This is a genomic window from Enterococcus sp. DIV0802b (genome assembly GCF_050543535.1).
Taxonomy (GTDB): Bacteria; Bacillota; Bacilli; order Lactobacillales; family Enterococcaceae; genus Enterococcus_D; species Enterococcus_D entomosocium.
Window position 1 is genome coordinate 558,958 of sequence record NZ_CP172941.1, and the last position, 13,970, is coordinate 572,927.

The 13,970-nt window shown below is 38.9% G+C and carries 12 protein-coding genes; 10 read left to right on the plus strand and 2 right to left on the minus strand.

The window, feature by feature from the left end; genetic code table 11:
* Positions 1 to 191: 191 nt before the first annotated feature.
* Positions 192 to 296: a putative holin-like toxin gene (locus tag IGJ12_RS02625; RefSeq protein ID WP_017144486.1), complete on the plus strand. Its 105-nt coding sequence runs from the start codon at positions 192 to 194 to the stop codon at positions 294 to 296.
* Positions 297 to 814: 518 nt separating this feature from the next.
* On the opposite strand, the gene IGJ12_RS02630 is transcribed toward IGJ12_RS02625, so the two are convergent.
* Positions 815 to 2,239 carry a glycoside hydrolase family 1 protein gene (locus tag IGJ12_RS02630; RefSeq protein WP_142437795.1) on the minus strand — a complete coding sequence of 475 codons (1,425 nt, stop codon included), beginning with the start codon at positions 2,237 to 2,239 and terminating at the stop codon, positions 815 to 817.
* A 167-nt stretch (positions 2,240 to 2,406) separates the two neighbouring features.
* On the opposite strand from IGJ12_RS02630, the gene IGJ12_RS02635 reads away from it, so the two are divergent.
* Both IGJ12_RS02635 and IGJ12_RS02640 read left to right on the plus strand, forming a co-directional pair.
* Positions 2,407 to 3,120, plus strand: a complete 714-nt coding sequence (locus IGJ12_RS02635; protein WP_016611336.1) for a GntR family transcriptional regulator — start codon at positions 2,407 to 2,409, stop codon at positions 3,118 to 3,120.
* Between the two features lie 145 nt (positions 3,121 to 3,265).
* On the plus strand, positions 3,266 to 4,594 hold the full coding sequence (locus tag IGJ12_RS02640; protein ID WP_016611335.1) for a PTS sugar transporter subunit IIC: 1,329 nt from the start codon (positions 3,266 to 3,268) through the stop codon (positions 4,592 to 4,594).
* Positions 4,595 to 4,799: 205 nt separating this feature from the next.
* Here IGJ12_RS02640 and IGJ12_RS02645 read toward each other — a convergent pair whose 3' ends face one another.
* Positions 4,800 to 5,552 carry a MurR/RpiR family transcriptional regulator gene (locus IGJ12_RS02645; protein WP_005232077.1) on the minus strand — a complete coding sequence of 251 codons (753 nt, stop codon included), beginning with the start codon at positions 5,550 to 5,552 and terminating at the stop codon, positions 4,800 to 4,802.
* A 145-nt stretch (positions 5,553 to 5,697) separates the two neighbouring features.
* On the opposite strand from IGJ12_RS02645, the gene IGJ12_RS02650 reads away from it, so the two are divergent.
* The 7 genes from IGJ12_RS02650 (at position 5,698) to IGJ12_RS02680 (ending at position 13,970) form a co-directional block, all read left to right on the plus strand.
* The gene (locus IGJ12_RS02650; protein ID WP_430619311.1) at positions 5,698 to 7,023 is read left to right on the plus strand and encodes a 6-phospho-beta-glucosidase; all 1,326 of its coding nucleotides are present in this window, start codon (positions 5,698 to 5,700) and stop codon (positions 7,021 to 7,023) included.
* A 2-nt stretch (positions 7,024 to 7,025) separates the two neighbouring features.
* The gene (locus tag IGJ12_RS02655; RefSeq protein ID WP_034878070.1) at positions 7,026 to 7,751 is read left to right on the plus strand and encodes a glucosamine-6-phosphate deaminase; all 726 of its coding nucleotides are present in this window, start codon (positions 7,026 to 7,028) and stop codon (positions 7,749 to 7,751) included.
* Positions 7,752 to 7,765: 14 nt separating this feature from the next.
* Positions 7,766 to 9,028 carry a PTS sugar transporter subunit IIC gene (locus IGJ12_RS02660; protein WP_005232072.1) on the plus strand — a complete coding sequence of 421 codons (1,263 nt, stop codon included), beginning with the start codon at positions 7,766 to 7,768 and terminating at the stop codon, positions 9,026 to 9,028.
* A 363-nt stretch (positions 9,029 to 9,391) separates the two neighbouring features.
* The gene (locus IGJ12_RS02665) at positions 9,392 to 11,431 is read left to right on the plus strand and encodes a BglG family transcription antiterminator (RefSeq protein WP_430619312.1); all 2,040 of its coding nucleotides are present in this window, start codon (positions 9,392 to 9,394) and stop codon (positions 11,429 to 11,431) included.
* Positions 11,428 to 11,709: a PTS sugar transporter subunit IIB gene (locus IGJ12_RS02670; protein WP_005227537.1), complete on the plus strand. Its 282-nt coding sequence runs from the start codon at positions 11,428 to 11,430 to the stop codon at positions 11,707 to 11,709. The genes IGJ12_RS02665 and IGJ12_RS02670 overlap by 4 nt, the downstream gene beginning before the upstream one ends.
* A gap of 16 nt (positions 11,710 to 11,725) precedes the next feature.
* Positions 11,726 to 13,090, plus strand: coding sequence for a PTS ascorbate transporter subunit IIC (locus IGJ12_RS02675; RefSeq protein ID WP_086299099.1), 1,365 nt, complete (start codon positions 11,726 to 11,728; stop codon positions 13,088 to 13,090).
* A 22-nt stretch (positions 13,091 to 13,112) separates the two neighbouring features.
* Positions 13,113 to 13,970, plus strand: a complete 858-nt coding sequence (locus tag IGJ12_RS02680) for a transketolase (protein ID WP_008377922.1) — start codon at positions 13,113 to 13,115, stop codon at positions 13,968 to 13,970.

Consider the following 13,970-nt stretch of genomic DNA (forward strand, 5'->3'; position numbering starts at 1 on the left):
CTATGGAATGAATCAAAGCAAATGGACCATGCACCGTGAAAAAAATAACGATAAATCCTTGGCATTTGAAAGTTTTATTGATGGAAGTATGGTACCATTTGACTGCAGTAAAGTTTGTGACGGTGGCTATCTTTGAAAGGTGGTGGTGCTTATGAATGTAAGTACTAACTCTTCAGAAAGGAGAAGCCTTTTTGTCCACAGCGGAAGCAATCGGGCTAATGATCAGTTTTGGTACATTTACCGCCATGCTGATCTTTGGTATCCTAGCCGCAGTGAAAAATGACAAAAAAAAATAACCGTCGACTTTAACAGGGAAACGGTTATCTTTTAAGTTAAAAAACCTGTCGCCGTCTTAAATGGCGCTGCAGAGGGGTTGTGGCAACGACTCCTCTTTACATAGTTAGTATAGCAAGAAGAGAGTGATTTTTCAACTTTAACAAGGATATTTTCAAACAAAATCGATAAGCGACATAGGCAAAACCTTATTCTCAATTGGAATAAGGTGTTCGATGTAGTCATTTTTGAAAAGTGTTCGAACATCTAAAAACGAATGCAATGTTTAAAGAAAAGGGAAGCATTATTATCGAAACTAGCGGCTAATAAGTTCCAGATAAATTCTGGTACATTTATTGCCATGCTGCTCTTTCGTATCCTAGCCACAGTGAAAAATGACAAAAAAATAACCGTCGACTTTAGCAAGGAAACGGTTATTTTTTTACTAATAAAACCCTGTCGCCTTCTTAAAAGGTGCTAGAGAGGAGTTGTGGCAACAGATTTCTTCTATACAGATCACTATCGATCATATTCGTGAATGCTAATCTACCAATCGCTCGAGATCGTAGGAAAAACCGTTTTGCTTACTTAGTTCCTTGTAAAACAAGCCACTTTTCTTTATTGTACGTTTCTGTGTGGCTAAATCTAAAGAAACTAAGCCGTAGCGGTTTTTATATGCATTGATCCATGACCAACAATCAATGAATGTCCATAGATGATACCCTTTTATATTACAGCCATCTTGAATTGCTTTCCATAAATAGGCGAGATGATCCCGGATAAATTCAATGCGATAGTCATCAATCACCTGTCCATTTTCATCCATGAACCGTTCTTCATTAGCAACACCCATACCGTTTTCTGAGATAAAGGATTCAATATTTCCATAGTTATTTTTGATGTCCATACATAAATCATAAATTCCTTTTTCATAGATTTCCCATCCACGATATTCATTCATTCGACGACCAGGCATAATATGCGGTTCAAAGAACCATTCTGGTAAGAATGGACTTTCTAAATTAACGGCAGAAGTTCTTGCTTTGACACGGCGTGGTTCATAGTAGTTTAGACCAAGTATCTGCGCGGTATTCTCTTCAATAATTTTTAGGTCTGTGTCATTGAAATCAACGGGTAATTGGTCATATTCTTCCAGCAAAGAGACTAGTTTTTCTGGAAATACTCCTTTGACCATGGGATCTAAGAAACTACGAGTATAAAAAAGATCCGCAATTTCTGCTGCTTTTTTATCTGCTGAATTTTGGCTTCTTGGGAAAGTCGGACTCAAATTGAGAATTACTCCGATTTTGCTAGATAGCTGGTATTTTTTAAAAGTTTGAATGGCTTTTGCATGGGCTAATATGGTAAAGAACGCTGCTTGAGCACCACGTTTAAAATCAATGAGATTTGGATAGTGAAAATCTTCTAAATAAGAGCCCAAGATTGGCCCCAAAGGTTCGTTAAAGGTGAACCAATGATAAACTAAGTCGCCAAACGCTAGAAAACAGGTATCAGCAAAATTTACATAAGCTTCAACAACTTCACGTGATTCCCATCCCCCTTTATCTTGTAATTTTGCTGGCATGTCAAAATGATAGAGATTCGCAAAAACTTTGATATTATTATTTTTCATTTCGGTAAAAAGATCTCGATAATAGGCTATCGCTTTCTCGTTCGCTTTACCAACCCCATCATTTGGAAACATTCGTGCCCATGAGATAGACACCCGAAATGAATTGTGCCCGGTTTGTTTCATCAATTGAATATCTTCGTGGTAACGATGGATATGGTCTGTCGTAATACTAGGTCCAATTCGTTTATAAAAACGATGAGGTTCTTCGTGAAACCACCGATCCCATACGGTCTCTGCTTTTCCTGTTTCTCCACGCCCTTCAGATTGTTCTGCTGACCAAGCGGATCCCCACCAAAAGTCATCTGGAAATGTTAACTGAGTATGTATTGACATTATCGTTTCCTCCTGTTCGTTTTTAACAGTGTAACATTGCTTTTGATATAAATAAATACTTTTTATTAAAAATATATATCTTTTTATGGTGGGTATGGTTTTAGCTGTAAAAAGACAATTTTTATGTTAAAGTATAAGTAATAGAGATGAGTATGAGGGAGTAAGTTATGAAGAAACAGCCAAAATATATGGAGGTTTATACGGAGGTAAAGAAAAAAATTGCCAATGGAACCTATCAAATCGGTGAAAAATTACCTACGGGCGATGAACTTGCGCATGAGTATCAAACAAGTAAGCTCACTGTGAAGAAAGGTATTGATATGCTAGTATCAGAGGGAGTTTTACGAACACGTAGTGGATTTGGAACGGAAGTTCTACGCAGACCAATTGATAATTCGAAAGTGTTTGGACCAAATGAAGGTCTTTTTGATTTAGTAGGGGAAGAACATGTGACTTCTGAAATCCATACGTTCTCAATTGAATTGCCATCGAATGAAGTTGCAGAAATTTTAGAAATAAATCAAAAAGAGTATGTCTATAATATTATTAGAAGTCGTTTTATTGATGAACAGCCTTATTCTATTGAGCAAACGTTTATGCCACTTTCTGTTATACCGGGGTTAGAACCAAAGCATTTGAAACGTTCTGTATATGGCTACATTACAAATGAGCTTGGTCTAGAGATTAAATCTTCCCATATTTGGATCAAAGGGGATGTGGCAAATGATTTCGATGCGGAAATTCTTTCTGTAAAACCAGGCGAGTTTATGATAGAGGTAGACAAAGTGGTGTCATTGTCTTCTGGTATACCGTTTGAATATTCTCTTTCGAGACATTTATACAAAGATTTTATTTTTGAAGCAGTTTTTGTTGAGAAGTGAAGACTAACGAATTTTGTTGGTCTTTTTTTTGACTTTCAAAAAAGATATATAATTTTAAATAAAGATATTTACTTTTTAGGGGAGCTGGTGTATGATCATCCCATAAGCAATCGCTTACAACTAAAAAAGGAGACTGATTGGAATTATGAGTAAAAAAGATGCTATTTTTGAAAAGTTCGGAATAATAGCCACAAGGTTAGGTAACCAGATTCATCTTCGAACACTAAGGGATGCTTTCGCCACTTTTATGCCTTTTATGATGTTGGCGGGATTTGTTACATTGATCAACTATGTTATTTTAGAGCCAACAGGATTTATGGGAAATATTATTGATCCAGCAACATTAACGACGATTCAAGAGATCGGGACTTCCATCAGTAATGGAACGCTAAGTATAACGACACTATTAGTTGTTGCGGCAGTTTCTTATCATATGTGTGTTAGCAGAAATTATACAAATCATATTGCTGCTGTTCTAGTCGCTATTTCAACGTTTATTGTTCTCACCCCTATGATGACGATGTTTACACCAGAAGGAAGTCAAGAAGCGCTGGAAGTAGGTGGGGTTATTCCTGTCACTCATACTGGTGCGTCAGGAATGTTCGTTGGAATTTTTGTGGGCTTAGCTGCTACGGAACTCTTTATTAAGTTATCTAATAATAAAAAGTTACAAATTCAATTGTCAGGAAATATCCCTCCAGCTGTGTTGAAGTCTTTTAACGTCCTTATTCCAATCATGATTACCGTGACTACCTTCGCAATTGGTTCATTTGCTGTCAATCAATTATTCAATATGGATGTTAATTCGTTGATTACTACTCTAATCACTGGGCCTTTAAGTAGGGTAACGACAGGTTTACCAGGGTTCCTCTTAATTACCTCAATTGCAAATCTCTTTTTTGGGTTTGGAATTCATCAAGCAGTGATATCAGGTTCACTTCTCGATCCGTTCTTGATTCAAAATATGCAAGAGAATATGGCTGCTTATGCGAATAGGGAAGATATTCCACATATCATAAACATGGCATTTAAAGATACGTTTGCTGTTATGGGAGGGTCAGGAAATACTATTGCTTTGCTAATTGCTATTTTTATCTTTAGTCGTCGTAAAGATTACAAAGACTTTGCAAAATTATCCGTAACTCCAGCACTTTTTAATATCAGTGAACCAATCATTTTTGGTTTACCAATTGTTTTCAATATTAGTTTGATTATTCCATTTGTATTGGCGCCGATTTTTTCCCTAACAGTTGCATATTTTGCGACAGCTGTTGGTTTGATCAATCATGTAGTCGTGCAGATACCTTGGACCACTCCTCCCGTCATATCTGGATTTTTAGCAACTGGTGGCGATTGGCGAGCATCAGTCTTACAAATTGCGATCATTGCTGTGAGTGTTTTTATCTACTTACCATTTTTACGTATCGATGAAAAAGTTACCTCAACAATAGGAAATGAAGAGTCAAATGATTGAGAAGAGGAAACTTCACAAGATTTTTTGAAGTCGTCTCAAACCAAAGGTAAGTGAAACAAATAAACTGAACAAATCTATATAACAAAAAGAGACCACATAGATGTATGTGAGTCTCTTTTTTTGTGGAAATATCGGTCGGTGAACTTGTGTTTAGACGGAAAGAATTACCTGAAGAATTTATTAGCAAGAATTTTTTTATACAAATCTATTGAGTTTCCATTCTATTTCTCACGGTTTTGGCTAACTTTTCAATAATATACATTGCCGGTATCTGGGTTGTAATATCAGCTTCATTAATTTTTTCTAGCGAAATATTATAGGTTATTGAAATATCAGCTAATTTAGAAAGTGTTGAATTAGAGCTGCTGGTAATTCCTATTACTGAGCTTTCTGATAGATTCAAATGATTTAAATATTGAATGATTTCTGTGGTCTCGCCGGAAACGGATAAAGCGACGATACACATTTTTTTTGCTAACTCAGTGGATAGGTAATTAATAGGATAATTACTAGGATCTTCAATGCGAATCGCCATGTTAAATAGTGACGAGAAATAAAGAGAACCATATTCAGCAACAACATTTGAGGAGCCTACGCCAATAAAAATAATCAGCTCTTTTTCCATCAATAAGTGAACTGCCTCATCAAATTTATCTTCAAAGAATTTGTCTTGTGTCCGTGCTAAAAAATTCAAGAGTTCACTCTCAAAATCAAGTGTTTTTACCTCTTTTTCTTCTTTAAGAGATTCGAGATACGCACTAAGGTAAATTTTAAATTCAGAAAAACCGGTACAGCGAAATTTTTTACAAAAGCGTAATACGCTGGCAGTACTCGTATGACTTTTCTCAGCTAATTCTCGAATACTCATGGAAGCAACTGCATTTACCTCTGAAATAATTGCTTTATATACCTCAATATCCGTTTCATTTAAGTCTGGTTGATAGTCAAGAAACAACATAGTAATCCCCTCCTGTTACAAATTGTAACAGGATTGTAACCGGTGTCAATCGTCTGTTTTTGTAACCGTTTACTTAAAAGCGGTATTTAAGGGGATAAAAATAATCTATACTGACCATGTAGTTAAGTTAAAGGAGTGTTTCTGGATGGATAAAGGAATAAAAATTGCAACAATTGGCGGTGGATCAAGTTATACACCAGAATTGATAGAAGGATTTATTAAACGATATGCTGAATTACCGATTTCAGAATTATGGCTTGTGGATATTGAACAAGGAAGAGAGAAATTAGAAATAGTTGGGGAACTTGCTAAACGTATGGTAAAAAAAGCGAACCTTCCAATGAAAATTTATATGACTCTTGATCGTGAAGTGGCATTAAAGGATGCGGACTTCGTTACGACGCAATTTCGTGTAGGTCTTTTGGAAGCGCGAGCGAAAGACGAGAGAATTCCTTTAACATATGACACGATTGGACAAGAAACGAATGGTCCAGGAGGGCTTTTTAAAGGATTACGCACGATTCCTGTTATCTTAGAAATAGTGAAAGATATGGAGCGCCTTTGCCCAGAAGCATGGCTGATCAACTTCACTAATCCAGCTGGCATGGTGACAGAAGCTGTCTTACGCCATAGCAATATGCGTAGAGTAGTAGGTTTGTGTAATGGACCAATTGGAATAGAACGTGGCATTGCAGAAACATTAAAAGTACCCAAAGAAGAATTATATGTTGAATTTACTGGGCTAAATCATATGGTTTTTGCGAAAAAGATTTATCATAAAGGGATTGATGTGACCCAAAAAGTACTTACATTGATGACGCAAGATACTGGCGATGCAGTTGGTCTGAAAAACATTGCTGATTTAGAATGGGAACCAAATTTTTTCCGAACACTTGGCATGATTCCCATCGGCTATTTAAGGTATTACTATCAAACAGCTACTATGTTGTCTGAGCAAAAACGATCAGCAGAGAAAGAAGGAACTCGTGCAGAAGTTGTGCAGAAAATCGAGCATGAGTTGTTTGAACTTTATAAAGATGAACATCTAGCAATCAAACCACCTCAATTGTCAGAACGTGGGGGCGCTTATTATAGTGAAGCAGCATGTAATTTAATTAATTCCATCTATAATGACAAACGTGATATTCAAACGGTCAATACAAGAAATAATGGTGCCATCAGTGATATCGATTGTGATTCAGCGGTTGAAGTAAATTGTTTGATTACAAAACAAGGACCGATCCCTTTGACTACAGGTGAATTACCTATTCCTATCAAAGGACTAGTTCAACAAATTAAGTCTTTTGAACGTATAGCGGCCCAAGCAGCTGTTACGGGAGACTATAACACTGCTTTATTAGCGATGACGATCAATCCCTTAGTTCCAAGTGATAGGACAGCAAAGCAACTACTTGATGAAATGCTTTTAGCACACAAAGAATATCTGCCGAATTTTTTTAAAGGAGAATGACAATGAAAGTAAAATACTATGTTGAGGCAAATTACCAAGAAGTCAGTAAGATCTGTGCAAAACTCATTTTAGATGTCTTAAAAGAAAAGCCAAATGGGTTATATTGCTTTGCAGGTGGTGATACACCCGTAGGAACGCTTAACATCATTGCAGAAGCAGCAATCAACAAAGAAATAGATTTATCCCAGGCAAAGTTTATTGAACTAGATGAATGGGTTGGAATCGATCCGAAAAATGAAGGCAGTTGTCTATCCTATTTAAAAAGAAACTTATTCAATCGGGTTCCTATTGACCTAAAGCAACTTCACACATTTGATCCTTTAGCCGATGATTTAAATGAGGAATGCAAAAAAGCTGATAAATTTATCGAGGAGAATGGAGGATTAACACTGAGTTTGCTTGGGGTTGGAGAAAATGGTCACTTAGGTTTTAATGAGCCTGGTTCGTCCTTCGAAGATAAAGCTCATATAGTGAACTTAGACGAATCAACCCAAAGTGTTGGGAAAAAATATTTTTCAGACGAGAAAGTTGATCGTACGAAAGGAATTACGTTAGGGATAGGACAATTATTACAATCTGGAACAATGATCGTACAAGCTAGTGGAGCAAAAAAGAAATCTGCGATACAACAGTTTCTATGCGGTACGATTACAAAAGAGTGTCCAGTTACTTCTCTATGGTTGCACAAAGATCCTGTATTGGTGGTTGATAAGGAAGTCGTGAACTAAAAGGAGGAAAAAAGATGCAGGTCATTGAGAACAAGGTATTGCCTATATTGCTGAAAATAGGCAATAGTAAACACTTAGTTGCTATAAGAAATGGGATTTCCATGACGATTCCTTTTACTATTGTTGGAAGTATCTTCCTAATCATTGGTAACTTTCCAATACAGTCATGGATGGATTTTGTGTCAAATTGGGGACCGCAGTTGAATGCACCAGTCAATGTTACGTTCGGAATCCTTGGACTGATATCTGCCATTGGTATAGGCTATCATTTAGGAAAAGAGTTTGGTGTTGATGCTATTTCTAATTCGATGCTCACAACTATCGGCTTTCTTCTAGCAACATTAAACGATGACTGGACGATAAATTTGGCTAATTTTGGTGCTAGTGGTATGTTTACCGCGATCATTGTTGGGGTATTTGTCACTCATGCTTTTAAATGGTTTGTCACTCATAATATTGTAATAAAAATGCCAGAAGGTGTGCCGCCCACTGTAGCAACTTCTTTTGCAACGTTAATCCCAGGGGCATTTATTCTGACCGTTATATGGATCGTCAGAACTTTATTAGGGGTTGATATCAATGAAATCATTACTATTGTTTTCCAACCTTTAATGCAAGGGATGGGAACACTCCCAGGCATGCTGTTATACACACTTCTCGTTTGTTTGCTATGGATATGTGGAATCCACGGAGACAATGTTTTGTCTGGAATTGCGACCCCTGTTTTCCTAAGTTATCTTGCTGATAATACGGCAGCTTTTCAAAGTGGTGCAGAAGTACCTCATGTTTTTGCCGATGGATTTTGGATTGTCTTTATGTGTTTAGGCGGAACTGGAGCAACACTCGGTCTAGTGTTAAATATGCTCCACTCCAGAAGTAAGATGTATAAGTCGATTGGACGATTATCTTTGCCGTCAGCTATTTTTTGTATCAATGAACCGGTTATTTTTGGTTTGCCTATTGTGATGAATCCTGTAATGCTTATTCCGTTTATAGCAACGCCTATGGTCCTATGTATCGGTACGTATATCTTAATGAATATTGGTATAGTAGGACCGATTGTTATTCAAGTTCCATGGACTATTCCTCCTATTATTGGTCCTTATTTAGCTACTAATGGTAGTATTGGAGCAGCCGTTTGGTCTTTTGTATCGATTTTCATTTCATATTTTATTTATATGCCATTTTTCAAAATATTGGAAAAGCAGCAAGTGAAAAATGAAACCGCAGAGGCGCAAGAAACGGGAACAACGATTCCTGTGAGTATAAGTGAGTAGATAGAAGAAGCCTATTTTCCATCATTCATTAAGATAAGTATTTTTAGGTATTAGAAAATAACTTTAAAAAAGTATATTGGAAAAAAGACGATTGTCCTTCATGATTCTGATAGTTTCAATAATAAAACAACAAATAGCATCATTATCTAAGCGAATCAGTAAATGATTCGCTTTTTTTAATGTTGTATTTTTTATCATTTGCTTCTATCAATAAAACCTTCTCGAATACTTTATTGGATGTTATGGTAATCCTTGAAATCTCCTCTTCGGTCCATCGTTTAAAAAAAACGGAGCTTCAGTTGTGCCGAGAAATGATGGCGATTTCATTTTGTGCAAGCTATAGTTTAGGTGGGGGTAGCAAATATGATTCATTTCAAATTGACGTATCTGTTTTCAGAACCAAATATTGAGGCGTTTCTTCAGTTGACGAAGTGGAGGGATGAGGAATTTCTGGCGGAGATTGCCAAGATCAATCAAATCACTGAACAGCGGTTGAATCAACGAATCACGATGCATGAGGGAGAAGTTTTGATTCCTTCGCTGATTCAACGAAAATGGCCGGAAATTCTTTTCGATGTCCAGAAGAACACGTTGTTTTTTTCGGAAGAAGAGCGGCGGTCCATGATTTATCTTCTGACTTTTTCAGCAGTGAAAGACTTATCCGTCTACCGGTTTCAAGAGCTGTTCTATGTCAGTAAAAATACGATTTTGAAGGATTTAAAGGGGATCAGAGAGGAACTTGCAGCTTTCAAGATTCAACTATTGTACTCTCGAAAATATGGCTTTTATCTAGAGGGAGAGGAATATCAGATTCGCGCTCTTGCTTTTCGAAAAGTCAGTGCGTTATCCAATACGAAAAATGGGAATTTGCTTTTATTTGAGGGAATCTACGAGCAGAATAAAACGATATATATTCAAATAAGAGATCGTTTGTCCGCAACATTGACTGCCTTCAATCTGGTGATCGTACCGAGCCGCTTCGAAGAAATGCTTTATTTTCTTAATTATTTATCCTTTCGGATGGCAGAAACGGCTGTTTCTTTAGCGGAGACAGAAACATCGCTGCTACAGTCGCTGCATGTCCATCAAGTTAGTCAGCAGTTTTTAGCAGAATTTCCTGCCATCAAAGATCGGAAAACAGAAGAACTTTATGTAACGATCCTGTTGAAAACGATTCTGCAAGGAGATATCGAAGATACTTCATTAGAGTTTTTATTGGAATGTGCCAGTAAGATCATTCATGAAATGGAACGGCTGGCAGCTATCGAGTTTGTGGACTATCGCACCCTTTTGATGAACACATTCTATCATCTTGTCCCGGCGTATTTTCGAATCCGCTACGGTTTTCCACTGGAGAATGTACTGATTGAAGAAATCAAGCTGCAATACAATGAGTTGTTTGAACTGACGAGACGAGCACTGGGTTCTTTAGAAGACCTAGTCGGTACGATCCCTGATGAAGAAATCGGTTATTTTACGATTTTGTTTGGTGGAGAAATCAGTAAACAAAAGGCCAAACGTGATTACTTCCAATTGAATGCATTAGTTGTCTGCCCAAGCGGCATCAGTTCATCCTTGATTTTGGAATCAGAATTAAAGGAACTGTTTCCCCAGATCCATTTTTTGCCGGCTCGTTCGATCGAAGAGTATGAAAATGTTCGTTTCAATGAAGAGATTGATCTGATTTTTTCCAGTGCCCCGATCAAAACCAAACGACCATGTTATGTGATCAATCCGATTATGACGCCCATTGAGAAGGATGAACTGCTTAGAAACGTACAAGCGGCATTCTTTCCTTCAAAAACTGGTTTGCATTCCATTGACGATGTGTTAGAAGTGATTTTGCCCTATGTTGATTTAAAAGCAGGCATCAGTAAGCAAAAGCTGAGAAAAATTTTGCAAAGAAAAATCAATCGAGAATTGAATAGAAGGGAAGACCAACGTCCGATGTTATCAGATTTATTAACAGCAGAAACCATCCAATTTACTGAGGTGCCGCTGACTTGGCAAGAAGCCATTCGAGAAGCTGCTGCGCCATTAAAAAAGACCAATAAAATTGAGGAACAGTATATAACCGCCATGATCAATAAAGTGGTAGATCACGGTCCTTTTATCCATATTGGAAAAGGCATCGCTTTGCCCCATGCGCGTCCAGAAGATGGGGTCAATGCGATCGGGATGTCTTTATTAAAAGTCAAAGAGCCAGTACTTTTGAATGATGATCCGCAACACCCCATTCAAGTGTTTATATGTTTGGCGGCGGTTGACAATGAGCTCCATCTAAAAGCGTTAGCGAGTTTAACAAAAATTTTGTCGAATAATGAAAAACTAACTGCGTTACTTTCCGCAACCAATGCGGATCAAATAATTGAAGTGATCAGAGAAGGAGAAGATGAAAAATGAAATTTGCAGCAGTGTGTGGGTCAGGATTAGGATCAAGTTTTATGGTGGAGATGAATATCAATTCTGTTTTAAATGAATTGGGTGTCTCAGGTGTGGAAGTGTCCCATTATGATTTAGGAAGTGCCGCACCCGATATGGCGGATGTTTTCTTCGTTGGTGGCGATTTAGCCGATAGTGCGCAGCATCTAGGTGAGATCGTGGTGTTAGACAGTATTATCGATCTCGATGAATTGAAGCAAAAGGTTCAAGCCGTTTGTCAGGAAAAAGGATTACTATAAAAAGGAGTAGACAGTCATGAACGAATTTTTAGATATTCTTGTAGATATCGCGAGTACCCCAGCGATCTTAGTTGCGCTGATCGCCGTTTTGGGGAATGTGCTGCAGAAAAAAGACATTGCCACGATCGTCAAAGGGGGCATCAAAACCTTTGTTGGGTTTCTCGTGGTCACTGCCGGGGCTGGGGTGATCGAAAGCTCTCTGGCGCCATTTGGGGAGATGTTCCAAGCAGCCTTTAACATGCAAGGGGTCGTACCTAATAACGAAGCGATCGTTGCGCTAGCGTTGACGACATACGGCACCTATACCGCACTTATTATGTTAGCCGGAATGGCCTTCAATATTTTGATTGCCCGTATCACTCGCTTTAAATACATTTATTTGACTGGGCATGCCACGTTGTATATGGCTTGCATGATTGCGGTGATTTTGAGCGTTACTGGAATGAATACTTTTAATCTAGTTTTATTTGGCGGCTTAGCGTTAGGGATCTGTAACACGATTTTCCCAGCGATCGCACAACCGTTTACTCGAGAAATTACTAAAAATGATTCCGTCGCATTGGGGCATACGGGGAACTTCGGCTACGCATTGAGCGGGTTGATTGGGAAATACGTCGGCAATAAGGAAAAATCTACCGAAGACATCAATTTTCCGAAAGGCCTGTCTTTCTTGCGGGACTCTACTGTTAGTATCACGATTACGATGGCTATTGTATACGTGATCGTAGCAATTTTTGCTGGGAGTGAATTTATTACAGAAAATCTTAGCAATGGCACGAACTCGATCATTTATTCGTTGCAGCAAGCTGGTTCGTTTGCCGCTGGTGTCTTTGTGATTTTAGCTGGTGTCCGTCTGATTTTGGCAGAAATCGTACCAGCCTTTAAAGGGATTTCCGAAAAGCTTGTTCCTAATGCGATTCCTGCATTGGATTGCCCGATCGTCTTTCCTTATGCGCCAAATGCTGTTCTGATTGGTTTTCTAACCAGCTTTGTCGGTGGGATCGTTAGTTTGATCATCATGGTCTTCACAGGAACAACCGTTATTATTCCAGGTGTCGTGCCCCATTTCTTCTGTGGCGCAACGGCAGGTGTTTACGGCAATGCAACGGGTGGTGTGCGAGGCGCCGTGATTGGTTCCTTTATTCATGGGATCATTATCAGCTTCATGCCGATCTTGTTGATGCCAGTCATGGGGGATCTTGGGTTCCAAGGATCAACTTTCTCTGATACCGACTATGGAGTTGCAGGGATCTTCCTAGGAAACTTAGCCAATATGGGAGGTCAAATCGCCATCTTCTCAGGGATAATTGCGGTAGTCGCGGTCTTGATCGGATTGACGATTTTCAAGAAAAACAGCCGGGCAAAATCTGTTTCTGAATAAATAGAGGATGGAGGGATAAATAGTGGCAATCAGTGAACAAGAATACCACGAACTCGAAAGATTAGCGGCAAAGATTCGTTTAGATACCCTTTGCAGCATCAAGAAAATGGGGCAAGGCCATCTGGGCGGTTCCTTTTCAATTGTTGAATTATTGGCCGTTTTGTACGGCAAACAGCTGCGGGTCAATCCACAAGATCCACAGTGGGCGGATCGTGACCGACTCGTTTTATCAAAAGGACATGCTGGCGCCGCACTGTACAGTGCATTAGCAAATACGGGCTATTTTGATCGGTCGTGGTTATGGACGATCAATGAGGGCGGCACGAGACTGCCTTCCCATCCGGATCGCTGGAAAACGCCGGGGGTTGATGCCACCACAGGTTCACTGGGGCAGGGGACTTCCATGGCTGCCGGGATCGCGACGGGTCTGCGCTTGGCAGGGAAGGACAATTTTGTTTATTTGATCGTCGGGGACGGCGAACTAAATGAAGGACAGTGCTGGGAAGCCTTCCAATACATTGCCCACTTCAAACTGAATCACTGTATCGTCATTATTGATGACAATAAAAAACAGCTAGATGGGCCAACCAAAGACATTCTTGATCCCTTTGACATCCAGCAGAAGATGACTGCATTTGGCTTTTATACAGAAAAAGTTCCAGGAGCAGACATGCAAGCCATTGATGAGGCAATCGAGCGCTGCAAAGCGATCGAAGACCAAGCGGTTTGCATTGTCTTGGACAGCGTGAAAGGACAAGGCGTTCCTTTCTTTGAAGAATTAGATGCCAATCACTCCGTGAAGTTTACCACGGATGAAATCAATCAAGCGGCAGAAGCGGCAATCAAAGAGTTGACGATAAAAATCGAAGGAGGACGCTAA

Coding starts and splice junctions, on each gene's coding strand:
- IGJ12_RS02630 (WP_142437795.1), bottom strand. CDS start 2,239: ATGTCAATACATACTCAGTTAACATTTCCAGATGACTTTTGGTGGGGA.
- IGJ12_RS02635 (WP_016611336.1), top strand. CDS start 2,407: ATGAAGAAACAGCCAAAATATATGGAGGTTTATACGGAGGTAAAGAAA.
- IGJ12_RS02640 (WP_016611335.1), top strand. CDS start 3,266: ATGAGTAAAAAAGATGCTATTTTTGAAAAGTTCGGAATAATAGCCACA.
- IGJ12_RS02645 (WP_005232077.1), bottom strand. CDS start 5,552: ATGTTGTTTCTTGACTATCAACCAGACTTAAATGAAACGGATATTGAG.
- IGJ12_RS02650 (WP_430619311.1), top strand. CDS start 5,698: ATGGATAAAGGAATAAAAATTGCAACAATTGGCGGTGGATCAAGTTAT.
- IGJ12_RS02655 (WP_034878070.1), top strand. CDS start 7,026: ATGAAAGTAAAATACTATGTTGAGGCAAATTACCAAGAAGTCAGTAAG.
- IGJ12_RS02660 (WP_005232072.1), top strand. CDS start 7,766: ATGCAGGTCATTGAGAACAAGGTATTGCCTATATTGCTGAAAATAGGC.
- IGJ12_RS02665 (WP_430619312.1), top strand. CDS start 9,392: ATGATTCATTTCAAATTGACGTATCTGTTTTCAGAACCAAATATTGAG.
- IGJ12_RS02670 (WP_005227537.1), top strand. CDS start 11,428: ATGAAATTTGCAGCAGTGTGTGGGTCAGGATTAGGATCAAGTTTTATG.
- IGJ12_RS02675 (WP_086299099.1), top strand. CDS start 11,726: ATGAACGAATTTTTAGATATTCTTGTAGATATCGCGAGTACCCCAGCG.